The organism is Pinisolibacter sp. DMC100 (assembly GCF_056313705.1).
Genome location: NZ_JBQUZT010000003.1, coordinates 138919 through 162022, shown reverse-complemented (window position 1 = coordinate 162022; position 23104 = coordinate 138919). Strand labels below are relative to the sequence as shown.

Annotated in this window: 28 protein-coding genes; 18 read left to right on the top strand and 10 right to left on the bottom strand. The window is 69.0% G+C overall.

Translation table 11 applies throughout. The annotated features are described in order from the left end of the window. Positions 1–184 precede the first annotated feature (184 nt). From ACT541_RS13935 to ACT541_RS13915, 5 genes are all read left to right on the top strand, one after another. Positions 185–1057: a 23S rRNA (adenine(2030)-N(6))-methyltransferase RlmJ gene (locus ACT541_RS13935; RefSeq protein WP_476137690.1), complete on the top strand. Its 873-nt coding sequence runs from the start codon at positions 185–187 to the stop codon at positions 1055–1057. 132 nt (positions 1058–1189) lie between these two features. Continuing rightward, complete coding sequence (locus ACT541_RS13930) at positions 1190–1642, top strand: hypothetical protein (protein ID WP_476137689.1); 453 nt, start codon at positions 1190–1192, stop codon at positions 1640–1642. A 32-nt stretch (positions 1643–1674) separates the two neighbouring features. Further along, entirely contained in the window at positions 1675–2340 is a 666-nt protein-coding gene (locus tag ACT541_RS13925) for a ribonuclease T2 family protein (RefSeq protein ID WP_476137688.1), read from the top strand. A gap of 11 nt (positions 2341–2351) precedes the next feature. After that, positions 2352–3401, top strand: a complete 1050-nt coding sequence (locus ACT541_RS13920; RefSeq protein ID WP_476137687.1) for a DUF1176 domain-containing protein — start codon at positions 2352–2354, stop codon at positions 3399–3401. Positions 3402–3421: 20 nt separating this feature from the next. Further along, complete coding sequence (locus tag ACT541_RS13915; RefSeq protein WP_476137686.1) at positions 3422–4030, top strand: glutathione S-transferase family protein; 609 nt, start codon at positions 3422–3424, stop codon at positions 4028–4030. A 104-nt stretch (positions 4031–4134) separates the two neighbouring features. Here the strand turns inward: ACT541_RS13915 and ACT541_RS13910 are convergent, their stop codons facing one another. Then, positions 4135–4782 carry an outer membrane protein gene (locus ACT541_RS13910; protein WP_476137685.1) on the bottom strand — a complete coding sequence of 216 codons (648 nt, stop codon included), beginning with the start codon at positions 4780–4782 and terminating at the stop codon, positions 4135–4137. 218 nt (positions 4783–5000) lie between these two features. Beyond that, positions 5001–5645 carry an outer membrane protein gene (locus tag ACT541_RS13905; RefSeq protein WP_476137684.1) on the bottom strand — a complete coding sequence of 215 codons (645 nt, stop codon included), beginning with the start codon at positions 5643–5645 and terminating at the stop codon, positions 5001–5003. 348 nt (positions 5646–5993) lie between these two features. Between ACT541_RS13905 and ACT541_RS13900 the strand changes: the two genes are divergently transcribed. The 7 genes from ACT541_RS13900 (at position 5994) to ACT541_RS13870 (ending at position 11200) form a co-directional block, all read left to right on the top strand. Beyond that, on the top strand, positions 5994–6770 hold the full coding sequence (locus tag ACT541_RS13900; protein ID WP_476137683.1) for an SDR family oxidoreductase: 777 nt from the start codon (positions 5994–5996) through the stop codon (positions 6768–6770). A gap of 127 nt (positions 6771–6897) precedes the next feature. Further along, entirely contained in the window at positions 6898–8874 is a 1977-nt protein-coding gene (gene uvrC, locus ACT541_RS13895; protein WP_476137682.1) for an excinuclease ABC subunit UvrC, read from the top strand. A 44-nt stretch (positions 8875–8918) separates the two neighbouring features. Beyond that, complete coding sequence (locus ACT541_RS13890; protein WP_476137681.1) at positions 8919–9158, top strand: hypothetical protein; 240 nt, start codon at positions 8919–8921, stop codon at positions 9156–9158. Between the two features lie 33 nt (positions 9159–9191). Then, the gene (locus tag ACT541_RS13885; protein ID WP_476137680.1) at positions 9192–9797 is read left to right on the top strand and encodes an ATPase; all 606 of its coding nucleotides are present in this window, start codon (positions 9192–9194) and stop codon (positions 9795–9797) included. Positions 9798–9865: 68 nt separating this feature from the next. Continuing rightward, positions 9866–10441: a CDP-diacylglycerol--glycerol-3-phosphate 3-phosphatidyltransferase gene (gene pgsA, locus ACT541_RS13880; RefSeq protein ID WP_476137679.1), complete on the top strand. Its 576-nt coding sequence runs from the start codon at positions 9866–9868 to the stop codon at positions 10439–10441. Between the two features lie 7 nt (positions 10442–10448). Further along, positions 10449–10700 carry a molybdopterin converting factor subunit 1 gene (gene moaD / locus ACT541_RS13875; RefSeq protein WP_476137678.1) on the top strand — a complete coding sequence of 84 codons (252 nt, stop codon included), beginning with the start codon at positions 10449–10451 and terminating at the stop codon, positions 10698–10700. Between the two features lie 35 nt (positions 10701–10735). Continuing rightward, the gene (locus ACT541_RS13870) at positions 10736–11200 is read left to right on the top strand and encodes a molybdenum cofactor biosynthesis protein MoaE (RefSeq protein WP_476137677.1); all 465 of its coding nucleotides are present in this window, start codon (positions 10736–10738) and stop codon (positions 11198–11200) included. 19 nt (positions 11201–11219) lie between these two features. On the opposite strand, the gene ACT541_RS13865 is transcribed toward ACT541_RS13870, so the two are convergent. After that, positions 11220–11564, bottom strand: coding sequence for a hypothetical protein (locus tag ACT541_RS13865; RefSeq protein WP_476137676.1), 345 nt, complete (start codon positions 11562–11564; stop codon positions 11220–11222). A gap of 249 nt (positions 11565–11813) precedes the next feature. Here ACT541_RS13865 and ACT541_RS13860 point away from each other — a divergent pair, with 249 nt between their 5' ends. Next, entirely contained in the window at positions 11814–12626 is an 813-nt protein-coding gene (locus tag ACT541_RS13860) for a hypothetical protein (RefSeq protein ID WP_476137675.1), read from the top strand. 387 nt (positions 12627–13013) lie between these two features. On the opposite strand, the gene ACT541_RS13855 is transcribed toward ACT541_RS13860, so the two are convergent. Beyond that, on the bottom strand, positions 13014–13886 hold the full coding sequence (locus ACT541_RS13855; RefSeq protein ID WP_476137674.1) for a branched-chain amino acid aminotransferase: 873 nt from the start codon (positions 13884–13886) through the stop codon (positions 13014–13016). Between the two features lie 185 nt (positions 13887–14071). On the opposite strand from ACT541_RS13855, the gene ACT541_RS13850 reads away from it, so the two are divergent. Genes ACT541_RS13850 through ACT541_RS13840 form a run of 3 tightly spaced genes read left to right on the top strand, consistent with a single transcriptional unit; the run spans position 14072 to position 16784 of the window. Then, entirely contained in the window at positions 14072–14665 is a 594-nt protein-coding gene (locus ACT541_RS13850) for a MarR family winged helix-turn-helix transcriptional regulator (RefSeq protein ID WP_476137673.1), read from the top strand. After that, positions 14662–15390 carry a response regulator gene (locus ACT541_RS13845; protein WP_476137672.1) on the top strand — a complete coding sequence of 243 codons (729 nt, stop codon included), beginning with the start codon at positions 14662–14664 and terminating at the stop codon, positions 15388–15390. The genes ACT541_RS13850 and ACT541_RS13845 overlap by 4 nt, the downstream gene beginning before the upstream one ends. A gap of 56 nt (positions 15391–15446) precedes the next feature. Next, positions 15447–16784 (top strand): ATP-binding protein, encoded by a 1338-nt coding sequence (locus ACT541_RS13840; protein ID WP_476137989.1) that lies wholly within the window; start codon positions 15447–15449, stop codon positions 16782–16784. Here ACT541_RS13840 and ACT541_RS13835 read toward each other — a convergent pair whose 3' ends face one another. The 6 genes from ACT541_RS13835 to lgt form a co-directional block, all read right to left on the bottom strand. Then, a complete protein-coding gene (locus tag ACT541_RS13835) occupies positions 16785–17483 on the bottom strand; it encodes a TetR/AcrR family transcriptional regulator (protein WP_476137671.1) in 699 nt (232 codons plus the stop codon). Between the two features lie 128 nt (positions 17484–17611). Further along, positions 17612–18544 carry a ribose-phosphate pyrophosphokinase gene (locus ACT541_RS13830; RefSeq protein ID WP_476137670.1) on the bottom strand — a complete coding sequence of 311 codons (933 nt, stop codon included), beginning with the start codon at positions 18542–18544 and terminating at the stop codon, positions 17612–17614. Positions 18545–18688: 144 nt separating this feature from the next. After that, positions 18689–19228 carry a hypothetical protein gene (locus tag ACT541_RS13825; protein ID WP_476137669.1) on the bottom strand — a complete coding sequence of 180 codons (540 nt, stop codon included), beginning with the start codon at positions 19226–19228 and terminating at the stop codon, positions 18689–18691. A gap of 71 nt (positions 19229–19299) precedes the next feature. Next, the gene (gene pgeF, locus ACT541_RS13820; RefSeq protein WP_476137668.1) at positions 19300–20073 is read right to left on the bottom strand and encodes a peptidoglycan editing factor PgeF; all 774 of its coding nucleotides are present in this window, start codon (positions 20071–20073) and stop codon (positions 19300–19302) included. Further along, positions 20070–21188, bottom strand: coding sequence for a class I SAM-dependent methyltransferase (locus tag ACT541_RS13815; protein ID WP_476137667.1), 1119 nt, complete (start codon positions 21186–21188; stop codon positions 20070–20072). The genes pgeF and ACT541_RS13815 overlap by 4 nt, the downstream gene beginning before the upstream one ends. Next, on the bottom strand, positions 21185–22033 hold the full coding sequence (lgt, locus tag ACT541_RS13810; protein ID WP_476137666.1) for a prolipoprotein diacylglyceryl transferase: 849 nt from the start codon (positions 22031–22033) through the stop codon (positions 21185–21187). The genes ACT541_RS13815 and lgt overlap by 4 nt, the downstream gene beginning before the upstream one ends. 236 nt (positions 22034–22269) lie before the next feature. Here lgt and ACT541_RS13805 point away from each other — a divergent pair, with 236 nt between their 5' ends. Further along, entirely contained in the window at positions 22270–22590 is a 321-nt protein-coding gene (locus tag ACT541_RS13805) for an accessory factor UbiK family protein (protein ID WP_476137665.1), read from the top strand. 5 nt (positions 22591–22595) lie between these two features. Further along, a complete protein-coding gene (locus ACT541_RS13800) occupies positions 22596–23090 on the top strand; it encodes a 2-thiouracil desulfurase family protein (protein WP_476137664.1) in 495 nt (164 codons plus the stop codon). Positions 23091–23104 lie beyond the last annotated feature (14 nt).

Below are 23104 nucleotides of genomic sequence, written 5' to 3'. Positions count from 1 at the left end.
ACGTGACGGCCTGCGACGCGACGCCGACCCGGTCGGCGCCGCGGAGCCTGAGATCGACCCTCCCGCGCTCCCGCGCCGGGAGGGTTTTTCGTCCCGACCCGCTTGTTCGCCCGACCCGTTTCCCCGCTCCCTGCTCGCCCGACCGCACCCGCCCGATCCGACACCGACCGACCGACGCCCGCCGATGAACTACCGTCACGCCTTCCACGCCGGCAACTTCGCCGACGTCGTCAAACACGCCGCGATCGCCCGCATCCTCGTCCATCTGGCGGCGAAGGAGACGCCTTACCGCGTCCTCGACACCCATGCCGGCATCGGCCTCTACGACCTTTCCGGCGACGAGGCGAGCCGCACCGGCGAATGGCGCGACGGCATCGGCCGCGTGCTCGCCGCCCCCTTCGCCGCGCCGGTCGCCGAGCTGATCGCGCCGTGGCTCGAGGCGGTCGCCCGCGTCAACGGCCTGACCTCGCCGGCCCATCTCACGGCCGAGCGCCTCGCCGTCTATCCCGGTTCGCCGCTGGTGATCCGCGCCGGCCTGCGCCGCGACGACCGCGCCGTCGTCACCGAGCTCCACCCGGCCGACGCCCGCACGCTGGCCGATCTCTTCGCCGGCGATGCGCGGCTGAAGGTGGTCGAGCTCGACGGCTGGCTGGCGCTGAAGTCCTTCCTGCCCTTCAAGGAGCGCCGCGGTCTCGTCGTGATCGACCCGCCCTTCGAGAAACCCGGCGAGTTCGACCGCATCACCCGCGGTCTGGTCGAGGCGACGCGCCGCTTCGCCGGCGGCACCTATCTGATCTGGCATCCGATCAAGGACCTGCGCGACCTCGCCCGCTGGCGAGAGAACCTGAAGGCGACCGGCCTGCGCCGCCTGCTCACCGCAGACTTCGCCGTCGCCGCGCCCGCCGCCGACGGGCCGCTGACCGCCTGCGGCCTGACCATCCTCAATCCGCCGTGGAAGCTCGCCGACGAACTCGCCGCGATGCTGCCGCCGCTCGCCGAACGCCTGGCGATCGGCCCCGGCGCCTCGGCCCGCGTCGACTGGCTGGTGCCGGAGTGAGACCGGCCGACGGGGGCGATGCCGCCTTTCGCGCTTGACCCTCGCCGTGCCCTCCCCCATCGTCGCGATCGATCCGGACGCGCGCATGGTCCGAGTCCCGTGCCGCGCGCCGTTCCCTTCGAAGGACCGACGATGTTCCTGTCCGCTTCTCTCCGCCCGCTCGTCGCCGCCGGCCTCCTGGCCGCCGCCGCCCTCGCCCCCGGTCGTGCCGCCGCCGAGGCGCCGTCGTCCGTGCCGGTCGCCGAATGCGATGCCGCCACCGTGCTCTACACGGTCCGCTCCTCCTTCGCCCATGGCGCGGCGCGGGTCGAGAAGGACAACCTCGAGATCGCCGAGTTCGGCACGATCCGCAGCCAGGGCGCCGGGGTGAACGATCCCTCGCCGATCCCGCGGCGCTGGTGCTACGCCCCGGTGAAGCTCTCCGACGGCACGCGCTCGACCGCCTATTGGCGCATCGACGACTCGGCCGGCTTCGCCTCGCCGGGCCTCTTCGACATTCACGACCGGATCGAAGTCTGCGTCCTCGGCCGCGACCGCTGGCGCGTCCACGACGGCACCTGCCGCACCGTGCGCCGCTGGTGGTGAGCCACGCCTCGACCCGACGGGAGATCGACCGCATGCCGCATGCCTTCCTCGCGCGCGTCGTCGCCTTCGCCCTCGTCGGCCTCGCCGCGATCTTCGCCGCCCTGCCGGCCTCCGCCGAGGGACGCGGCCGCGCCGGCGACTTCGACTTCTGGGTCCTGTCGCTGTCGTGGTCGCCGAGTTATTGCGAGGCCCAGGGCGCCGGCCGCGGCGGCATCCAGTGCTCGCGGCCCTTCGCCTTCGTCGTCCACGGCCTGTGGCCGCAGTACGACCGCGGCTTCCCCGCCGACTGCCCGACCCGCGAGCCCGTGCCGACCCGCGCCCAGATCGACGGCGTCCTCGACGTGATGCCGAGCCCCGGCCTCGTCCGCCACGAATGGCAGAAGCACGGCACCTGCTCCGGTCTCTCCGCCGAGAGCTATCTCAGGATCATCCGCAAGCTCTTCGAGAAGATCCGGGTGCCGGAGGAGTTCCAGGCGCCGCGCGAGGCCCGCATGATCGACGTCCGCTCGGTCGAGAAGGCCTTCATCGACGCCAACAAGGGGCTCGATGCGCCGGAGATCTCGGTGCTCTGCGACCAGCGCCGGCTGCAGGAGGTCCGCATCTGCCTGAAGAAGGACCTCTCCGCCTTCACCGCCTGTCCCGAAGTCGATCGCCGCGCCTGCCGGCTCGACCGGGTCTACATGCCCGCCGTGCGCTGAGGATGCGTTCGATGACCACTCTTCGCCGCGCCCGCCCGATCGCCCTCGCGATCGCGGCGGCAGCCTTCGCGTCCCTTCCCGCCGCCGCCGAACCGGCCAAGACCGAGATCAAGGGCTGGCAGGTCGCCTGCGAGGCGCCGGTCTGCCGGGCGAGCCTCGCCTCCGCCTCGGGCGAACAGGCGCTGCTCTTCGGCCGCTTCGAGATCGGCGACGGCGTCGCCCTCGGTCTCGCCACCCCCGGCGCCGGTCAGGCCGACCGCGAACGGCCGATGACGCTGCGCATCGACGGCAAGGCGATCGCCGACATCGAGCCGAAGACCGGCTACCGCGCCTACGAGAAGGCCGAGACCTTCTGGATCACCGACACCAAGCTCGTCGAGGCGATCCTCGCGGCGCGGGCCACCGCCAAGACCGTCCGCTTCGAATACATCGACGTGATCGGCGCCCCGCACGACGCCGACTTCGACCTGACCGGCCTCGCCCAGGTCGTCGCCTGGACCGGCGAGCGCCTCGGCCGCGCCCCCGACAAGGCGGTCGGCGCCGCGCCCAAGGGGCTGATGATCGCCCCCGAACAGAGCCGCGCCGAACTCGTGTCGAAGCTCGGCATCCCCCCGCGCCTCGCCCAGAAGCACATGGCGGCGTCGGACTGCGAGGCGCCGAACTCGCCGCTCCTGCGCGCCTTCAAGCCGGTGATCGGCGTGCTGTCGTCGACCGCGACGGTCTATGCCATCCCCTGCACGGCCTCGACCGGCAACGTCTCGTTCCGCGTCTGGGTGCTGGAGAACGGCGAGATCGGCGGCCTGACGGCGCAGTATTTCGCCACCTTCGACCCGGCGCTCGGTTGGCGCGGCAGCGACCTGCTCTACAATGTCGCCTACGACGACAAGACCCAGCGGCTGACCTCGACCTATCGCGCCGGCGGCGGTTGCGGCACGCGCGGGCAGTGGCGCTGGAAGAAGTGGACCTTCGAGATGCTCGAGACCCGCGTCGCCTCGACCTGCGTCGAAGGCAAGGACCCGGGCGAATGGCCCGTCGTCTGGCAGACCACCGCACAACCCTGATTCGACAGACCGGAGACACGATGCCGATTCTGCGCTCTTCCCCGCCGTCGCCCTTCGGCCGCAAGGTCAAGATCGCCGCCCACGAACTCGGCCTGATGGATCGCCTGACCATCGAGATGGCCGACACCACCGATCCGTCCGACAGCCTCAGGGCCCAGAACCCGCTCGGCAAGATCCCGGCGCTGGTGTTCGACGACGGCTCGGCGCTGTTCGACAGCCGCGTCATCCTGGAATGGCTCGACGTCGAGGCCGGTGGCGGTCGCATCCTGCCGGCCGACGCCCCGACCCGCTTCGCCGCGCTGCGCCTGCAGGCGCTAGCCGACGGTCTCGCCGACGCGGCGCTGCTGATCGTCTACGAGAATCGCTTCCGCAAGGAGAACGAGCGCTCACCGGCCTGGATCGAGTACCAGCAGGGCAAGGTCGACCGCACCCTCGAGCATCTCGAGGCCGACGGGCCCTCGACCGATGCCGCCCTGACGGTCGGCACCATCGCGCTCGCCTGCGCGCTGGGCTATCTCGACCTGCGCTTCTCGGGCCGCTGGCGCGAGGCTCATCCGAAGCTCGTCGCCTGGCTCGACGTCTTCGCCGCCCGCCATCCCTCCTTCGAGAAGACCCGCTTCGTCCCCTGAACGGACGCGGCGCGGCGCGAAAATGCGAAAACCCCGCCCGGGCAGCGTGCCGGGCGGGGCTTCCCCCCACGACGCGCTTCCCATGGGAAGCGCGAAAGGGTCGATCAGAACTTGTAGGCCGCGCCGGCGCGAAGCGTCGTGGTCGACACGTTGGAGCCGACGGTCGCCCAGTTGGCGACGTGATCGGTCTTGCCGAAGCCGGTGTGGACCAGTTCGCCGCGCAGCGAGACGCGATCGGAGATCTTGCCCTCGACACCGGCGCCGAGCTGATAGCCGACCTTGGTGGTGGTGTCGTTGGCGCCGAAGGCCTTCACCGTGTCGTCGGCGATGGCGACGCCGACGCTGGCGTAGGGCATGACCTTGTCGTAGGCGACGCCGGCACGGGCACGCAGCGCGCCGTTCCAGCTCGACGACTGCTTCACCAGACCGCCGGCGATCACCGAGGCCCGCTCCTGACCGGAGACGTTCACTTCCGCCTCGGCGCCGAGGACGATGTTGGTGCCGACGGCGAAGTTGCCGCCGCCGAAGACGCCGCCCTGGGCGCCGTTGATGCCGTGTTCGCCCCAGCCGTAGCCGACCTGGGCACCGGCATAGCCGCCGGCCCACTGCTGCGCCGGCGAGGAGCCGCCGTCCGAGTAGCCGTAGTTCGACGACGGAGCGCGCGAGTTGCTTCCGTACATGTCGGCGGCGGCCGCGGGAGTGATCGCCGCGACGATGGCGGCGAACGAGAGTGCGATGGAGACGCGGGACATGATCGAACCTTCGCGTTGTAGATCTCGTCGATTCCTCTGGGATTTCCAAAGGAGATGTTGACCATGTTGCCGCCCTGCGGTTAATGACAGGTAAGTATTCATAGTTTATTTTTTGTAAATCACAGTCGCCGCAGATCAATACATATGACAAAAAGAAGAAGCCCGGCTCTCCACGAAGGAGAGCCGGGCTCCAAAGAACGTCACTCGAAGATTCGAGATCAGAACTTGTAGTTCACGCCGACGCGGACGATGTGGTCCGAGAGGCTGTGCTCGGTGGCACCGACGTTGGCCTTGCCGTAGTCGGCATAGAGATACTCGCCCTTGACCGACACGTTGCGGGTGAAGGCGTACTCGGCGCCGGCACCCAGCGTCCAGCCGGCGCGGGTGGTGTTGCGCTCGACGACGGTGTCGTTGAGCTTGAAGTTCTTCCAGGCCAGACCGCCGGTGCCGTAGAGCAGCACGTTGTCGATCGCGTAGCCGGCACGGGCGCGCACGGTGCCCGACCAGTTGCCTTCACCACGGCCGTAGGCCGTGTTGCCGGCCGGACGGCCGTAGCCGACGTCGGCTTCGGCGCCGAAGACGAACTGGTTGATCTGGTAGTTGTAGCCGGCCTGCAGGCCGCCGAACACCGAGCCCGGCGTACGGGTGGCCGAGCCGGCGGCGGACGACATCTTGTCGTTCAGCCACTCGCCACCGAGGTTCGCACCCGCATAGAAGCCGGTCCAGTTGTAGGCCGACACCGGAGCGGCGATCGGAGCCGCCGGGGGAGCCTTCCGGTACATGTCGGCGGCCGAAGCCGCGCCGGAGGCCGCGATAACCGCAACACCCGCGAGGGCGACGGCACGAAGGAACGAAGTGGTCATTTCTAGTCCTCGTCTGCACACGGTACGTCGACTGGGGGGTTCCCGGAGGAACCAACTCCGACGGGGCCCGAGGGTTCCCGCCGGCATGTCGATGTCGAAACTCGATCACGAATTCCAATGTCCTCCGGGATGGCCCCCGAATGTGGCGAACTCGGAACCGAAATGAGACCGCGATCGCCCCATTCCCGGTTTTCGCCATGCATTTTTGTTCTTGGTAAACAAGTGATGTATGCGTGCAACACCGGGCTCCACGGCATTTTCCGTCGCTCCTCCGCCTCGGCCGTCGCTTCTCGTTCCGAGCGGCGCTAAAATCGCGGGACCGTCCGATCCCTCCCGATCCGAGATCAAATGACCGTGACACCGCCCCCCGCTCCCCGCACCGCGCTGGTCACCGGCGCCGCGCGCCGCATCGGCGCGGCCATCGCGCGCGATCTGGCGGCCGCCGGCTGGCAGGTCGTGCTGCACGCCAATCTCTCCTTCCCGCAGGGCGAGGCGCTCGCCGCAGAACTCGTCGCGAGCGGCGCCCGGGCGATCGCGGTGAAGGCGGATCTCTCCGATCTCTCCGCCCTCGCGGGCCTGCTCGACGCGGCCGAGGCGGCCTTCGGGCCGGTCGATCTCCTCATCAACAACGCCTCGGAATTCGAGCCCGACGAGATGGGCAGCCTCGGCGCCGAGCGATTCGAGCGCCATCTCCGGGTCGATCTGGTCTCGCCCTGCCTGCTCGCCGACCTCTGGGCCGAGCGCCTGCCGGAGGGCCGCGAGGGCCACGTCATCAACGTCGTCGATCAGCGCGTGCTGCGGCCGACGCCGAAGTTCTTCTCCTACACGCTGGCGAAGTCGGCGCTGTGGACGGCGACCCGGACCATGGCCCAGGCGCTCGCTCCGCGCATCCGCGTCAACGCCATCGGCCCCGGCCCGTCCTTCGCCAACTCGCGCCAGACGGCCGAGGACTTCGCCCGTCAGGTCGCCGCCGTGCCGCTGAAGCGTGGCCCGGCGCCGGAGGAGTTCGGCCGCACCGTGCGTTTCCTCGTCGAGACGCCGTCGATCACCGGCCAGATGATCTGCCTCGACGGCGGCCAGCACCTCGCCTGGGAGACCCCCGACGTGGTCGGCGTCGGCGAGTGAGCCGTCCTCGCGGTGGAGATCGAGCGGCCCCCGTTTCGATCCCGCCGCGATCCGCTCCATATAGACGGTGACGAAGGACGGCGGCGATTCGCCGGCCGCCCCGCTCGAGCCCCTCGAAACGACGACGATGTCCGACCAAGATCCGCAACCGGCCGCCCCGCCTCCGGAGGATGTGCCGCCGACCGCCGAGACCGCGACCGACGAGAGCCTTCTCGTCGAGGCGACGCGCACGCTCGCGGGCGTCGAGGTCATCGCCGACCAGGTGAAACGTCTGCCCAACGCGCCCGGCGTCTATCGCATGATCGACGACGAGGGCACCGTCCTCTACGTCGGCAAGGCGCGGAACCTGAAGAAGCGGGTGGTGAACTACACCCGCGGTCAGGGCCTGACCGCCCGCATCCTGCGGATGGTGCGCGAGACGGCGTCGATGGAATTCGTCCAGACCCGGACGGAGACCGAGGCGCTGCTGCTCGAGGCCAACCTGATCAAGCGTCTGCGTCCGCGCTACAACGTGCTGCTGCGCGACGACAAGTCGTTCCCCTACATCCTCGTCACCGCCGACCATGACGCCCCGGCGATCGTCAAGCATCGCGGTCCGCGCAAGCGCAAGGGCGCCTATTTCGGCCCCTTCGCCTCGGCCGGAGCGGTGGCGCGCACCATCAACGCGCTGCAGAAGGCGTTCCTCATCCGCACCTGCACCGACGCCGCCTACGACGGCCGCACGCGCCCCTGCCTGCTCTTCCAGATCAAGCGCTGCGCCGCCCCCTGCACCGGCGAGGTGTCGCTTGCCGACTACGCCGACCTCGTCGACGAGGCCGGCCGCTTCCTGTCGGGCAAGTCCAAGGCGGTGCAGGCCGAGATGGCGACCGCCATGCACGCCGCCGCCGAGGACCTCGACTTCGAGCGCGCCGCCGTCTACCGCGACCGCCTCGCGGCGCTGTCGCACGTCCAGGCGCATCAGGGCATCAACCCGCAGGGCGTCGAGGAGGCCGACGTCTTCGCCCTCCATCAGGAAGGCGGGCAGACCTGCATCCAGGTCTTCTTCTTCCGCACCGGCCAGAACTGGGGCAACCACGCCTTCTACCCGAAGGCCGACCGCAGCCTCGAGCCCGAGGAGGTGCTGGAGAGCTTCGTCGCCCAGTTCTACGACGACAAGCCGATCCCGCGCCTGATCCTGCTGTCGCACGACACGCCGGAGCGCGAACTGCTGGAAGAGGCCTTCTCGGAGCGCTCGCAGTATCGCGTCGAGGTGGCGGTGCCCAAGCGCGGCGAGAAGAAGGACCTGATCGATCACGCGGCCCTCAACGCCCGCGAAGCGCTGGGTCGCAAGCTCGCCGAGACCTCGTCCCAGGCGAGCCTGCTGGCCGGCGTCGCCCGCGCCTTCGCTCTACCCGAGACACCGAAGCGCATCGAGGTCTACGACAACTCCCACGTCCAGGGCACCCACGCGGTCGGCGGCATGATCGTCGCGGGGCCGGAGGGCTTCGTGAAGGGGCAGTATCGCAAGTTCGACATCAAGTCGGAGGAGACGACGCCCGGCGACGACTACGCCATGATGCGCGAGGTGCTGACCCGCCGCCTCACCCGTCTCGTCAAGGAGAACGGCAGCCGCGACGCCGCCCCCCGCGACGATCAGGGCTTCGGCCCCTGGCCCGACCTGATCCTCGTCGACGGCGGCAAGGGCCAGCTCGAGATGGCGCGTCAGGTGGCGGAGGAAGTCGGTGTCCTCGACCAGATCGCCTTCGTCGGCATCGCCAAGGGCCCCGACCGCGACGCCGGGCGCGAGAAGTTCTTCTTCTTCGACCGGCCCGACATCATGCTGCCGGAGCGCGACCCGGTCCTCTATTTCGTCCAGCGCCTGCGCGACGAGGCCCACCGCTTCGCCATCGGCACGCATCGGGCGAAGCGATCCAAGGCGATCCGCCAGTCGACCCTCGACGAGATCCCCGGCATCGGCCCGACGCGGAAACGCGCGCTGCTCGACCACTTCGGCACGGTGAAGGCGATCGGTCGCGCCGGTCTTGGCGACCTGATGGAGGTCGACGGCATCTCCGAAGGCATGGCCGAGACCATCCACGGCTGGTTCCATCAGGGCGAGGGGTGAGGCGCTCCTTGCCAATCCGCCGAAGGGTGCTACGATTCGTAGTCATGAAGACCGTTGCCGACCTGACCTTCGATGATTTCCGAAAGATCGGAAAGGACGCCGCCGAAAAGGCCGTCGCCGATCTGCGGGCGGCCGGGCATCTCGCATCCGAGGCACACGCGATCTCGAAAGTGCCGACCAAGCGGGCCGTCACCAGATTTCTTCGTCGGTCTCGCAGCGACGAGACCACTTCTCATTCCTCGGACGTTCATTCGCGCAAGGCTCTTCGTTACGAGAAGAGCTGACGAAATCCGTTGCGTCGACCGAGACCGATACGAATGGCGCCCGTTCTGGCTATTTTTTGTGGGCCGAACGGCTCCGGAAAGAGCACGCTGACGAAGGAGATCCTGCGTCGCGGCATCGATCTGGGGACCTACATCAACCCCGACGACATCGCGGCCGAACTGGTGGGCTCGCCCGAAGAGCGAACGCGGGATGCGCAGCGGCGCGCCGACGAGCTCCGCGAGCAATGCCTCGCCGAACGCCGTGACTTCGCCTTCGAGACCGTCTTCTCCCATCCCTCGAAACTCGGCTTCATGGAGCGAGCCGCCGACGCGGGATACGAGATCCACGTCTTCTTCGTCTCCCTGCCGACGCCCGAGATGAACGTCGAACGCGTCCGCCTGCGTGTCGCGAGCGGCGGCCACGACGTGCCGGAGGACCGTATCGTCGCGCGGTGGGGGCGGGTCATGGCGATGCTCCCGGAGATCGTCCGCCGCGCGCACCGGGTGATGATCTTCGACAACGGCTCCCCTCCCGAGGCGCCCGTCATTCGCCTCGTCGCCTTCGGCGATCGTGACCGCGAAGGGCACCTCGACCTCCGGCGCGAAGCCGACGCGCCGGCATGGGTCGAAACCTGGTTGCCGTCCGATGGACAATATTGAACGGCATACCTCCGCCGTTGACGCGCCCTCCCCCCGCATGCTCTGTCTTCGGGCGAGACGAGGAACCCATGTCCGCGCTGAGTCTTCCCAACATCCTCACCTACGGCCGGATTCTGGCGGTGCCCGCGGTCATCGCCTGTTTCGCGCTGCCGGGAACGCCGACGCCGACGTCGCGCTGGGTGGCGCTCGCCATCTTCGCCGCCGCCGCCATCACCGACTTCTTCGACGGTTGGCTCGCCCGCGTGTGGAACCAACAGTCGGCGCTGGGGCGCATGCTCGACCCGATCGCCGACAAGTTGCTCGTCGCGTCCTGCCTGCTGATTCTGGTCGATGCCCGGACCATCTCGGGCTGGTCGCTGATCGCCGCCGCGATCATCCTGTGCCGCGAGATCCTGGTCTCCGGCCTGCGCGAATTCCTCGCCGAGCTGCGCGTCTCCGTGCCCGTCACCTGGCTCGCCAAGTGGAAGACCACGGCGCAGCTGGTGGCGCTCGGCTTCCTCATCGTCGGCCCCGCCGGCGAGCCGGTCTATCCCTGGACGCTCGTCACCGGCCACCTGCTGCTGTGGATCTCGGCGCTGCTGACGCTCTATACCGGCTGGGACTATTTCCGTTCCGGCATCGTCCATCTCATGAACGAGCCCTGAGACACCGATGAAGATCCGCTATTTCGCCTGGGTCCGCGAACGCGTCGGCAAGCCCGAAGAAGAGCTTTCGCCGCCCGCCACGGTCAAGACCGCCGCCGACCTGCTCGGCTGGCTGAAGACGCTCGGCCCCGAATACGAATGGGCTCTGGAGAAGTCCGAGTTCATCCGCGTCGCCGTCGACAAGGTCCACGTGACGCCGGAAGCCCCGATCACCGGCGCCGTCGAGGTCGCGCTCTTCCCGCCGATGACCGGCGGCTGAGCTCGCGCCGTCACCCTTCGCAGCCGAGGCCGCTCATGGAACCGATCCTCACCGTCCGCGTCCAGCCCGAGCCCTTCGACGTCGCCGCCGAGACCGAGAAGCTGACCGCCGGCCGCACCGACATCGGCGCCGTCGTCGCCTTCACCGGCCTGTGCCGCGCCGAGGAGGGCCGGCTCTCGGCGCTCGAACTCGAGCACTATCCCGGCATGGCCGAGGCCGAGATCGAGCGCACCGCCCACGAGGCGATGGCGCGCTGGCCGCTGATGGGCGTGACCGCCATCCATCGCCACGGCGTCATCCACCCCGGCGAGCCGATCGTCGTGGTGATCACGACGTCGTCGCATCGCGTCGCCGCCTTCGAGGCGGCCGAGTTCCTGATGGACTTCCTCAAGACGCGCGCGCCCTTCTGGAAGAAGGAGGTCGGCGTCGACGGCTCGAAGGGCGACTGGGTCGACGCCCGCGAGCACGACGACGTCGCCGCCGCGCGCTGGGCGAAGTGACCGCGCGCCCGACGCTCGCTCACTTCGGCGTCAGCCGCTCGATGCCGACTTCCGTTCCGCCGATCTGGCTCCAGATGCCCTTCCATTCCTTGCCGTCGCGGGCATAGACGGCGATGCCGCCCTCCGCGCCCTGGCGATAGCCGACCGCGAAGAAGCGATCGTCGCCGACGGCGGTGCCGACGGTCTTCTCGTTGCCGATCGTCCAGGTGACCTTGTAGGTCTCGCCGGTCTTGGTGATGACGGCGCTGCCGCGATAGGCCGCACCGCCCGGGCTCTTGCCCTCGACCGTGTAGCTGCCGGTCGGATCGGCGAGCGCCGCGGCGGGAAGGAACAGCAGGGCGGCGGCGAAGGTCGTCAGTCTCATGAGGGCGATCTCCCAAAAGGCGCGGCGCGCCTCCCGAGCCCCTCCCGGCGACGGCCGCGCAGTCTTACCCGACTGTCGTCGGTTTCGCCCCGAAAGAGGTGCGTCAAGGCTCCGGCACGAATATTGCCTTTGGTCGTTCAGTGTGAATGACCACATGCATGCAAAGAGATGCACACTCGTACCCAATGGGTCAACCGAGTTGCTGCAAGGGGATGCGAACTAGCGAGCAACCACTCGTAGAGGTGCACCATGTCCGCGATCGCAGCAACATCTGTCTCGACTTATAAACTTCGCACGATTTGGGAAAACCCCGAATTGAGGCGTGTCTCTTCTATGGAAAGACTACCCGACAGCAGTATTACAATCGCAGAACCGAGTCCAGATATCTGGGCGGAGATAAAGACTCATAAGGAGAGAATGAGAGTTCAACAGGCAGAGTCCGAAAAGGCCGCGAAAGAGATTGAAGCGAGCAATAAACTTGAGAATAACAATACGTACCTCCCAAACATAACAAACCTCAGCCTCGAATCCGCCATCAAGATGAAGGGCTTCGTCGAGGTCGATATCAAGGATGGTCTCGATGGAATCGGAAATATATACGGCAACTATGGAGACAAGCCGGTCAGCTCGCTCAAGGAATACCTGACGTTTCTGAACGGTTACATCGCCGAAAAGTCTGGCTCCAGCACCCCTCCCGCCCCGACACAGCCGTCAACCCCAGCGGAAACGACGCCTCCGGCAACGGGGATGTCGCCGGCGACATCCGATACTGGCGCACCCGCGACCAGCGCTCCGACACCCTCCGAACCAGTCGCCGGCGCCGATCCAAACTGTATCGATCCGGTCGGTAAACCCGGACAAAACCACATCTTTTTCCCAAACGTCGCATCCCTCACCCGCGAAATGGCCGCTGCCGTCTACAAGCAGGCCAGCAGCATGGTGCAGTCGAGAGACATCTCGGACTCCGTCATCCAAGCGCGCAACGGCGATGCCGGCACCTATTCGGTCGAGACCTATATGTCATGGCTCGCCAAGCGCGCCGCCACGAATATCGCCGCATAGACGGAGTAGAGGAAAGGCGCACACGCGAAGGCGGTAATTCTTGCCGATCAGAAGCAATTGCAGAGCAGTTTTTGCCGCTCGCGGGAGCGAGTTGGTCCACGGGCAGAATTGCGAGTGTATTGGTTGAGGCCACCAGATTTTTACACGTCACGGACCAAACAGGATGTCGACGGCCTCGACCCTCGACGGCGACGGAGCATTCCTGATCCATGTCGGGGTAACGACATGGAACGAGATCGCCGGCCCGGGCCCCTGTGCGGGCTGGGACCTTTCCCATTCGGGTTGTCATTCCTGACGCGAACTTGGCGGTCGCCGGGAGGAGAAAAAGACGGCCCCGTCCTTTCGAACGGAGCCGTCCCGCATCTCGTCCCACCGAGGCGGGCCTGATCACTTCGGCTGCACTTCCGCCATGTAGGCCTCGAGCAGGCCGAGCGAGATCGCGCCCGGCGTGAAGCGATGGTGGGCGATCTCGGAGACCGGGGTCACTTCCGCCGCCGTGCCGGTGAGGAAGCACTCGGTGAAGCCTTCCATCTCTTCCGGCAGGATGCGCCGCTCGATCACCTCGATGCCGCGCGCCTTGGCGAGACCGATCACCGTGCGGCGGGTGATGCCGTCGAGGAAGCGGTCGGCGAGCGGCGTGTGGATCTTGCCGTCCTTCACGAAGAACACGTTGGCGCCGGTCGCCTCGGCGACGAAGCCCTCCCAGTCGAGCATCAGGGCGTCGGCATAGCCCTTCTTCTCGGCCGCGTGCTTGGAGATGGTGCAGATCATGTAGAGGCCGGCCGCCTTCGACTTCGACGGCGCGGTGCGCGGGTCGGGACGACGGTACTCGGCGAGATCGATGCGGATGCCCTTCATCCGCTCTTCCGGCTTGAAGTAGCTCGGCCACTCCCAGGCGGCGATGGCGACGTGGATCGTGTTCTGCTGGGCCGAGACGCCCATCATCTCCGAACCGCGCCAGGCGACGGGCCGCACGTAGGCGTCGACGAAGTTCATCCGGCGCAGCACTTCCTCGCAGGCGGCGTCGAGCGTCTCGACGGAATAGGGAATGTCGAAGCCGAGGATGTTGGCGGACGCATGCAGGCGCTCGTGGTGTTCGCGCTGCTTGTAGACCACGCCGCCATAGGCGCGCTGGCCCTCGAAGACGCAGGAACCGTAGTGCAGACCGTGGGTCAGCACGTGGACCTTGGCATCGCGCCAGTCGACGAATTCGCCGTCGAACCAGATCACGCCGTCGCGGTCGTCGAAGGTGAGCGCCATGACTTTCCTCCCTTGGGGCCGTGCATCCGGCCGAATGACGTCGAAGGGGTTTCCCCCGAAACGCGCGCCGATGCAAGGGTGAGGCATCACGAATGCGCGCGCGGCTTTTGCCTTGCGTGCCCTCTTCGGGCTATCTTCGGGTCGCTGGCGCGGCCCTCCCGCCGCGCCGAACCCGAAGACGCGAGATGGTCGACGATACCCTCGAAGCCGCGACACCCGCCGGGCCCGATGCCGCCCCGCGCCGTCCGGCCGCCCCCCGCGCCGCCCCGCGCGCCGCACCCGCACGCGGCGACACGCCGTCGTCGGCCTTCCTCGAGATGCTCGAGCTGTTCTTCTTCGCCTATCGCGACTTCGTCGCCGACCCGGACGCGATTCTCTCCCGCTACGGCTTCGGCCGGGCGCACCACCGAGTGCTCCACTTCGTCGATCGCAATCCCGGCCTCTCGGTCGCCGAACTGCTCGACATCCTGAAGATCACCAAGCAGTCGCTCGCCCGCGTGCTGAAGGAGCTGGTCGAGACCGGCCACATCGAGAGCCGCACCGGCTCGACCGACCGCCGCCAGCGCCTGCTCTACGCCACCGACAAGGGACGCGCCCTCGCCCGGTCGCTGTCGCTGCCGCAGATCGGCCGGATCGCCGCCGCCTTCCAGGCGCTCGGCCCCGACGGCGCGGCGCGTGCCCGCGAGTTCCTGCGCCTGATGATCGACGCCGACGAGCGTCCGCGCGTCAGCCGCTACACCAATCGGCCCGCCCCTCCGCCGCTGGACGAGACGCCATGAACACGATCGACGCGATCGAAGCCCCGGTCCCCGCCGACGAGGCGCCCCATCTGCTGGTCGTCGACGACGACAGCCGCATCCGCACCCTGATCTCGCGCTTCCTCGCCGAGAACGGCTTCCGCGTCACCGCCGCCCAGTCGGCCGAGGAGGCCGGCAAGAAGATGGCGATCATGGACTTCGACCTGCTGGTGGTCGACGTCATGATGCCGGGCGAGAACGGCATGGACTTCACCCGCCGGGTGCGCTCCGGATCGAGCGTGCCGATCCTGATGCTGACCGCGCGTTCGGAGACCGAGAGCCGCATCCGCGGTCTCGAGCTCGGCGCCGACGACTATCTCGCCAAGCCCTTCGACCCGCGCGAACTGCTGCTGCGGCTGAACAACATCCTCAAGCGCGGCGGCCCGGCGCCGAAGGCGCGGGCGCACGAGTTGCGCTTCGGCCCCTTCGTCTGGGACGGCGACCGCGACGAATTGCGCCGCGGCGACGAGATCGTCCGCCTGACCGACGGCGAACTCCGGCTGATGCGCATGTTCGCCGACCGCTCCGGCGAGATCATCCCGCGTCACGAGATCGTCCAGGGCGAGAGCGCGCTCGGCGACCGCACCGCCGACGTCCAGATCAATCGCCTGCGCCGCAAGATCGAGACCGATCCGGCCAATCCGATCCATCTCGTCACCGTCCGCGGCCAGGGCTATCGCCTCAAGACCGATCAGGCCGCCCCATGAGCCTCGACGACGACGGTCCGCGCATCGGTCTCCTGCGCGACGCGCCGCTGGTGCGCATCCGCCTCGCCTGGCGCCGCTTCGCCCGTCGCATCGCCGATCACCTGCCCAAGGGCCTCTATGCCCGCTCGCTGCTGATCGTCATCCTGCCGGTGCTGATCCTGCAGTCGGTCGTCGCCTATGTCTTCATGGAGCGTCACTGGCGCCTCGTCACCGGCCGCCTGTCGGAAGCGCTCGCCCGCGACGTCGCCGCCGTCATCGAGGTGATCGACACCTGGCCGCAGGACCCCGACTGGCGCCAGATCGGCCGCATCGCCGAACGCGACCTCGGCTTCCAGGTCTCGGTCCTGCCCGGCTCGACCCTGCCGCCGCCGATGCCGCGACCCTTCTTCTCGCTGCTCGACAACGCGCTCTCCGACGAGATCGCCACCCGCGTCGGCCGCCCCTTCTGGATCGACACGGTCGGCAATTCCGATCTCGTCGAGATCCGCATCGTGCTGAAGTCGGGGGTGCTGCGCGTCATCGCCCGCCGTTCGCAGGCCTATGCCTCGAACTCGCACATCTTCCTCGTCTGGATGGTGTCGGCGTCGCTGGTGCTGCTGGCCATCGCCATTCTCTTCCTGCGCAACCAGATCCGGCCGATCCAACGCCTCGCCGACGCCGCCGAGAGTTTCGGCAAGGGCCGCGCGGTCGGCGAGTTCAAGCCGAGCGGCGCCCGCGAGGTCCGCCGCGCCGGCGAGGCCTTCGCGCTGATGCGCTCGCGCATCGAACGTCAGATCGAACAGCGCACCGCCATGCTCGCCGGCGTCAGCCACGACCTGCGCACGGTGCTGACCCGCTTCCGCCTCCAGCTCGCCCTGCTGCCCGACGGCCCCGACCGCGAAGCGCTCGAGATCGACATCGACGAGATGCAGGCGATGCTCGAGGCCTATCTCGCCTTCGCCCGCGGCGAGGGCGAGGAAGAGGCGGCGCCGACCGACATGGCGGAGATGATGGCGGCGATCGCCATGGACGCCGAACGCGCCGGCTTCGAGATCGCGATCCTGTTCCGCGGCGATCCCGAGATCGTGCTGCGTCCCAATGCCTTCAAGCGCCTGCTCGGCAATCTCGTCGGCAACGCCCTGCGCCATGCCGACCGCGTCGAGATGACGGGGGTCCACGCCGACGGCTGGCTGACCGTCACCGTCGACGACGACGGCCCCGGCGTGCCCGAGGCCGAGCGCGAGAACGTCTTCCGCCCGTTCTACCGGCTCGACGAGGCGCGCAACCAGGACGAGGGCGGCACCGGCCTCGGCCTCGCCATCTCGCGCGACATCGCCCGCAGCCACGGCGGCGACATCACCCTCGACACGAGCCCGCTCGGCGGCCTGCGCGCCGTCGTCCGCATTCCCGGTTGATCAGATCGACGGATCGGCGGTCGCAGCACTCGCTTCTGCGGCCTTCGCAGCTTCCGGCACGTCGCACGAGCGGCAGCACAGGATGCGCCCGAGCCGCGCCTCGAAGCCGCGCGCCCGACGGGCGAGACCCCCGAGCCGCTCGAGCGTCGCATCGAGCGCCGCCATGGTCTTGGGCAGACCCGATTCGTCCTCGGCCAAGAAGACCGGCACCACCCGGGCGAGCCCGGCGGCGAGCCCGAGAGCCCTGAGCGCGCCGCGCGGTCCGGCCGCCGACACGCCCGCCGCCTCGAGCATCCAGGCCTGCGAGCCGACCACCAGACGGGTGAGATGCAGCGCCAGCACCGGATCGCGCCGTGCCGAGCGTTCGAGCCCCTTCAGGCCGGCGCGATGCGGCGCGAGCAGGTCGAAGCGGCGCATCAGCACGTCGAAGAGCCTGTCCTTGGTGGGCTCGCCCTTCATGCCCGGATCGTCGCCGGCGAGCACGCTCGTGTCGATCCGCCGGGCGAAGCCGGAGAGAAGGTCGAGTGGCCCGTCGTAGGCCCGCCGGAGGTCGGCGAGCGCCACGCCCGCCCGTTCGGCGACGGCCGAGAGCCCGATCGTCCGGAACGATCGCTCCGCGACGAGTTCCAGAAGCGCCGTCTCGGCGCGTAGGGTGACGTCGATGCCCGTTCCGCTCGCCATACCCGTTTCGCTCGCCATGTCGGTCTCCTTCCGATGACGCCCGATCGTCGCGCGGATTTGCGGCGGCGGAAAGACGCCGGCCGCAACGAAAAACCCGCGACCGATGCCGGCCGCGGGTTCGATACGGTGGACGAGGGACGATCGGATCAGTCGAACAGGCTCGACACCGACTGTTCCTGCGCGGTGCGGGCGATCGCCTCGCCGAGCAGCGGCGCGATCGACAGCAGGCGGATGTTGGAGGCCGCCTTCACCGCGTCGGTCGCCTGGATGGAATCGGTGATCACCAGTTCCTTGAGGCTCGACGAGGTGATGCGGGCCACCGCGCCGCCCGAGAGCACGCCGTGGGTGCAGTAGGCCGACACGTCCTTGGCGCCGCGCTTCAAGAGCGCTTCCGCCGCGTTGCACAGCGTGCCGCCCGAATCGATGATGTCGTCGACCAGGATGCAGGAGCGGCCCGAGACGTCACCGATGACGTTCATCACTTCCGATTCGCCCGGCCGCTCGCGACGCTTGTCGACGATGGCGAGCGAGGCGTCGATGCGCTTGGCCAGCGCACGGGCGCGCACCACGCCGCCGACGTCCGGCGAGACGACCATCACGGTGCCCGGCGCGTAACGCTCCTTGATGTCGCGCATCATCACCGGCGCGGCATAGAGATTGTCGGTCGGAATGTCAAAGAAGCCCTGGATCTGACCGGCATGCAGGTCGAGCGTGAGAACGCGGTCGGCACCGGCATGGGTGATCAGGTTGGCGACCAACTTGGCCGAGATCGGGGTGCGCGGGCCGGGCTTTCGGTCCTGACGGGCGTAGCCGAAGTAGGGCAGCACCGCCGTGATCCGCCGCGCCGAGGAACGGCGCAGCGCGTCGATCATGATGAGCAGTTCCATCAGATGATCGTTGGCCGGGTAGCTCGTCGACTGCACGACGAACGTGTCCTCGCCACGCACGTTTTCCTGGATCTCGACGAAGATCTCCTGGTCGGCGAAGCGCTTGACCGAGCAGGCCGACAGCGGGATCTCGAGATACTTGGCGATCTCGGCGGCGAGAACGCGGTTGGAATTGCCGCAGACGATCTTCATCCGATGCCTCTCGACGGAGGAGACGGTCGCGATCGCGTCGCGCGTCTCGTGAAGTCGGCGCGGGCGCGCGCCATGGACGGGAATGGCCGGCCTTTTAACGGCTTTGTCCGCCGTCGTAAACCGCCCGATCGTCGGATCTCGGCATCAGGACCGGTTGAGCCAGCTCTGCAGTCCACGCACGGCCCGCACCGCGAGCCGCTCCTGCACCGCGCCGTCGACCGCGCCCCACGGGTCGCCGTCGGCGCCGCGCGAGACTTCCTGGCCGGTGATGCGGTGCACCGGGTTGCCCTTGGCGTCGTAGACGTCCCAAGTGAAGATGATGGTCGAGGCGGTGGCGTGGCCGAGCGCCACCAGATGGCCCTGCACGCGCCAGGTCGCCGGCTCCTCGAGACGGTGGACCAGCGGAATGCCGGCCTGCGCCGCCTCGTTGCGGATGCCGCGATAGATGGCGTCGGCGATCGTCACCGGCGTGCCCGAGATCGGCAGGAACTGCACCGTCGGCCGCCCGGGCGGCGGCGGCTCGCGCAGCGGCGTCAGCCGGATGCGGCCCGACAGCGTCGCGCCGGCATCCTCGAGCGCCTGCTCGCCCATGCAACCGGCGAGCGCCGAGACCCCGAGCACGACGGTCGCGACGCGCGCGAGCGTGCGGCGCTTCGAAGGATCGATGGGACCGTTGGAATGCATCGCGCGCTGCCTCGTCGCCGAGAGTGGACTTGCGGGTCTGTCTAGCCGGAAACCGCCCGGCGGTCCAGAAATCATGGCGCCGCGGCGAGCGCGATCGCCGAGACGAGCCGGCCGTAATCCGGCTCGCGCCGATGCGTGGTGCGGCGATAGGAGAAGAACCGCGCCTCGTCGGCATAGGTGCAGGCGCCGAGATCGCCACGCCGGCCGACGCCGGCCTCCTCCAGACGGAAGGCGACGAAGGCCGGAAGGTCGAACATCGCGTGCCCCGCCCGCTCCGACGGCACGAAGAACCGTGCGAAACCCGAATCGGCATCGACGAATCGCTCGACGAATTCCGGCCCGACCTCGTAGGCCGAAGCCGAGATCGTCGGCCCGAGCACCGCGACGATGTGCCCACGCGCGGCACCAAGCCCTTCCATCGCCGCGACCGTCGCTTCGATCACGCCCTTGAACGCCCCCTGCCAGCCGGCATGGGCGGCACCGACCACCCGCGCTTGCGGATCGGCGAAGAGGATCGGCCCGCAGTCGGCGGTCGCCACCCCGATCGCGAGCCCCTCGCGCGCCGTCACCACCGCGTCGACCTTCGGCCCCTCGCCCGGAGCCCAGACCTCCTCGACCACCGCCACGTCGGGCGAATGGACCTGATAGGGCATGGCGAGCGCCTCGCCCGGCACGCCGAGCGCGAGCGCCACCCGGCGCCGGTTCTCCAGCACCCGCACCCGCTCGTCGCTCGAGCCGAGGCCGACGTTGAGGCTGGCGTAGAGCCCGTCGGAGACGCCACCTTCGCGAGTGAAGAAGCCGTGGGCGATGCCGGGAAGTTCGGAAAGCAGGGACGAGCGGATCACGAGCGCGCGGGCTCCTCGACGGGGGACCAGGGAGAGAGGCCCGGCAGCGTCACGCCGGGGCGGCTGACGGCCAGGACCTTGAACAGCGAGCCCATCTCCTGGGCCCCGACGAGGCGTTCGACCTGACCGACGATGTCGGCCCGCGTCGCCTCGTCCTTGTCGGCACCGAGCCGACCGGCTCGTTCGGCGAGACCGAGGGCGAGGAGGAAGTCGCCCTGTTCGGCGATGCCGTGGATGCTCGCCCCCGCCGCCCGCGCCGCGACCGCCAGCGCCGTGAAGTCGACATGGGCGGTGAGATCCGCCTCGCCCGGCCGATCGAGCACGTCGACGGGGGAATGCGAGCGCACCGCCTGGAACGTGTCGCCGAAGGCCGGACCGGCGAAGCCGTAGTCGATTGCCAGAAGCATCCCGCCCGACGTCGCGATCCGCGCCGCCAGCCGCCGCATGATCGAGACCCCGACCGGCGAGACCTCGACGATCGCCCCCTGCGGCGCGACGCCGAGGCGCTCGGGCAGATCGGCCTCGCCGATCGCCGTCGGGCCGAGGCCGAAGACGAGGTTCCCGTCCTCCGACAGCCCGACCATGCGCTCGCGCCAGAGCGCGCCGTCGCGTTCGAACTGGCGGATCGGCAGGGCGTCGAAGAACTCGTTGGCGACCGCGATCAGCGGCCCGGCCGGGATCTCCTCGTCGGACCCGTACCAGACCGGTGCCAGCGGCCCGCCGGCGAGCGTCGCCGCCTGTTTCGCCCGGAGCCGCGGGCTCGTCTCCACGAGGCCGAGGCGGGCGGCGGCGACGAAGGCCGGCACGCGCTTCGCGACCCGGAGGAGATCGGCCATCAGCGTGCCGCGGCCGGGGCCGAACTCGACGAGATGGAACGGCGCCGGCCGCCCGAGCCGCTCCCACGCCTCGACGACGAAGGCGCCGATGACCTCGCCGAACATCTGCGACACCTCGGGCGCGGTGACGAAGTCGCCCTCCGCCCCGAAGGGCTCGCGCGCCATGTAGTAGCCGTGTTCGGGATCGGAAAGACACGTCCCCATGAAGTCGAACACCGACATCGGACCCTCGAGCCGGATCCGCGCCTTGATGCGGCGTTCGAGGGGCGTGGCGTTCATGAAGTCTCCCCGGCCGTCGCGGGCCGCGCCCGCGTCGCACGTTTCCACGCCCAGATCGCCAGCGCCGCGCCCGCCGCCACCATCGGCAGCGACAGGATCTGGCCCATGGTGATGAAGCCGAAGAGATAGCCGAGCTGGGCATCCGGCTCGCGGAAATACTCGACGGTGAAACGCGCCAGCCCGTAGCCCATGGCGAAGATGCCGGCGATCACGCCCGGCTTCTCGAGCAGGCGGGTGCGGAACACCAGATGGGCGATCACCGCGAAGAGCACGATGCCCTCCAGCGCCGCCTCGTAGAGCTGGCTCGGATGGCGCGCGATCGGCCCGCCGTGCGGGAAGACCATCGCCCACGGCACGTCGGCGGCGCGGCCCCACAACTCGCCGTTCACGAAATTGGCGATGCGGCCGAAGAACAGCCCGAACGGCGCCGCGGCGGCGGCGAGATCGAACAGGGTCAGCAGCGGGAAGCCCTTGCCGCGGGTGAACAGCGCCATGGCGAAGACGACGCCGAGGAAGCCGCCGTGGAACGACATGCCGCCGCCCCACACCTGCCAGATCTCACTCGGATGGGCGAGATAATGGGCCGGATTGTAGAAGACGACATAGCCGAGCCGCCCGCCGAGCACGATGCCCAGCGTCGCCCAGAGGATGAAGTCGTCGATGTTCTCGGGCGTCGGCCGCGGCGCGCCGTTCCACAGCGGCGCCTTCTCGACCAGACGGCGGACGAACCACCAGGCGAGCAGGATGCCCACCACATAGGCGAGCGCATACCAGCGTATGGCCAACGGGCCGATCTGAACCGCGATCGGATCGATCACCGGAAAGGGCATGACGAAAAGGGACATCTCGATCTCGCGTTCGCCGGACGCGGGGACAGTGCGGTGCGCACGTCGCGGCGTCAAGGCGAGGGTGACATCCGTACGGTCGCGTCCTCGTGACGGTCGGGCGGGCACTCGGATCGAACGGCAGGCAACGGCGGACGTCGGCCTGACCGCCCCTTGCGATCACTCGGTCGCCACCCCATAACCATCGCAGCTGCCGGGGCCTGCGGGCTCGCGGCCCCGTATCAGGAGCGACGCCCTTGACCCAGACCGGCAACCGCATCTTCGACGACATCGCCAAGCTCGTGACCGATGCCGCCGGCATGGCGCAGGGGCTCGGCAAGGAAGTGGAGGCCGCCGTCAAGGCGCGCGCCGAGGGCTTCGTCGCCGACATGGACCTCGTCAAGCGCGAGGACTTCGAGGCCGTCCGCGACATGGCGATCAAGGCGCGCGAGGAGAACGAGGCGCTCGCCCATCGCCTCGCCGATCTCGAGGCGCGACTGGCGAAGCTCGAGGGCGGCAAGTCGGACCTCACGCAGACGCTGGTCGCCGGCGATCCCTCCGGCCCCGCCGTCGCCTGACGGCCATGGACCGCATCCTCGTCTCCGCCTGTCTGATCGGCTGGCCGGTGCGCTGGGACGGCGGCACCAAGACCGCCCATCACCCGCTCCTGGCACAATGGGCCGACGAAGGTCGCCTCGTGCCGCTCTGCCCGGAGACCATGGCCGGCATGGCGACGCCGCGCCCCGCCGCCGAGATCGTGCCCGAGGCGACCGCGACCGACGTGCTCGAAGGCCGCGCCGCGATCCGCGATGTGACCGGTGGCGACCATACGGAGGCCTTCCGCGAGGGCGCCCGCATCGCCGTGTCGATGGCGCGCGTCCGCGCCGCCCGGTTCGCGCTGTTGACCGACGGCAGCCCCACCTGCGGCTCGCAGCTGATCGCCGACGGCACCTTCTCCGGCAGAAAGCGGCTCGGCGAGGGCGTCGCCGCCCGCGCCCTGCGCGACGCGGGAATAGAGGTCTTCGCGCTCGACGAGATCGAGGCGCTCGCCGCCCGGCTCGACACTCCGGCCGACTGACCATCCACAGGCCG

Coding starts and splice junctions, on each gene's coding strand:
- ACT541_RS13835 (WP_476137671.1), bottom strand. CDS start 17,483: ATGGCGAGCGAAACGGGTATGGCGAGCGGAACGGGCATCGACGTCACC.
- lgt (WP_476137666.1), bottom strand. CDS start 22,033: ATGTCCCTTTTCGTCATGCCCTTTCCGGTGATCGATCCGATCGCGGTT.
- ACT541_RS13860 (WP_476137675.1), top strand. CDS start 11,814: ATGTCCGCGATCGCAGCAACATCTGTCTCGACTTATAAACTTCGCACG.
- ACT541_RS13935 (WP_476137690.1), top strand. CDS start 185: ATGAACTACCGTCACGCCTTCCACGCCGGCAACTTCGCCGACGTCGTC.
- ACT541_RS13830 (WP_476137670.1), bottom strand. CDS start 18,544: ATGAAGATCGTCTGCGGCAATTCCAACCGCGTTCTCGCCGCCGAGATC.
- ACT541_RS13910 (WP_476137685.1), bottom strand. CDS start 4,782: ATGTCCCGCGTCTCCATCGCACTCTCGTTCGCCGCCATCGTCGCGGCG.
- ACT541_RS13915 (WP_476137686.1), top strand. CDS start 3,422: ATGCCGATTCTGCGCTCTTCCCCGCCGTCGCCCTTCGGCCGCAAGGTC.
- ACT541_RS13850 (WP_476137673.1), top strand. CDS start 14,072: ATGGTCGACGATACCCTCGAAGCCGCGACACCCGCCGGGCCCGATGCC.
- ACT541_RS13825 (WP_476137669.1), bottom strand. CDS start 19,228: ATGCATTCCAACGGTCCCATCGATCCTTCGAAGCGCCGCACGCTCGCG.
- ACT541_RS13845 (WP_476137672.1), top strand. CDS start 14,662: ATGAACACGATCGACGCGATCGAAGCCCCGGTCCCCGCCGACGAGGCG.
- ACT541_RS13900 (WP_476137683.1), top strand. CDS start 5,994: ATGACCGTGACACCGCCCCCCGCTCCCCGCACCGCGCTGGTCACCGGC.
- ACT541_RS13800 (WP_476137664.1), top strand. CDS start 22,596: ATGGACCGCATCCTCGTCTCCGCCTGTCTGATCGGCTGGCCGGTGCGC.
- ACT541_RS13890 (WP_476137681.1), top strand. CDS start 8,919: ATGAAGACCGTTGCCGACCTGACCTTCGATGATTTCCGAAAGATCGGA.
- ACT541_RS13920 (WP_476137687.1), top strand. CDS start 2,352: ATGACCACTCTTCGCCGCGCCCGCCCGATCGCCCTCGCGATCGCGGCG.
- ACT541_RS13930 (WP_476137689.1), top strand. CDS start 1,190: ATGTTCCTGTCCGCTTCTCTCCGCCCGCTCGTCGCCGCCGGCCTCCTG.
- ACT541_RS13865 (WP_476137676.1), bottom strand. CDS start 11,564: ATGAGACTGACGACCTTCGCCGCCGCCCTGCTGTTCCTTCCCGCCGCG.
- ACT541_RS13815 (WP_476137667.1), bottom strand. CDS start 21,188: ATGAACGCCACGCCCCTCGAACGCCGCATCAAGGCGCGGATCCGGCTC.
- pgsA (WP_476137679.1), top strand. CDS start 9,866: ATGTCCGCGCTGAGTCTTCCCAACATCCTCACCTACGGCCGGATTCTG.
- uvrC (WP_476137682.1), top strand. CDS start 6,898: ATGTCCGACCAAGATCCGCAACCGGCCGCCCCGCCTCCGGAGGATGTG.
- ACT541_RS13855 (WP_476137674.1), bottom strand. CDS start 13,886: ATGGCGCTCACCTTCGACGACCGCGACGGCGTGATCTGGTTCGACGGC.
- ACT541_RS13905 (WP_476137684.1), bottom strand. CDS start 5,645: ATGACCACTTCGTTCCTTCGTGCCGTCGCCCTCGCGGGTGTTGCGGTT.
- ACT541_RS13925 (WP_476137688.1), top strand. CDS start 1,675: ATGCCGCATGCCTTCCTCGCGCGCGTCGTCGCCTTCGCCCTCGTCGGC.
- ACT541_RS13885 (WP_476137680.1), top strand. CDS start 9,192: ATGGCGCCCGTTCTGGCTATTTTTTGTGGGCCGAACGGCTCCGGAAAG.
- moaD (WP_476137678.1), top strand. CDS start 10,449: ATGAAGATCCGCTATTTCGCCTGGGTCCGCGAACGCGTCGGCAAGCCC.
- ACT541_RS13870 (WP_476137677.1), top strand. CDS start 10,736: ATGGAACCGATCCTCACCGTCCGCGTCCAGCCCGAGCCCTTCGACGTC.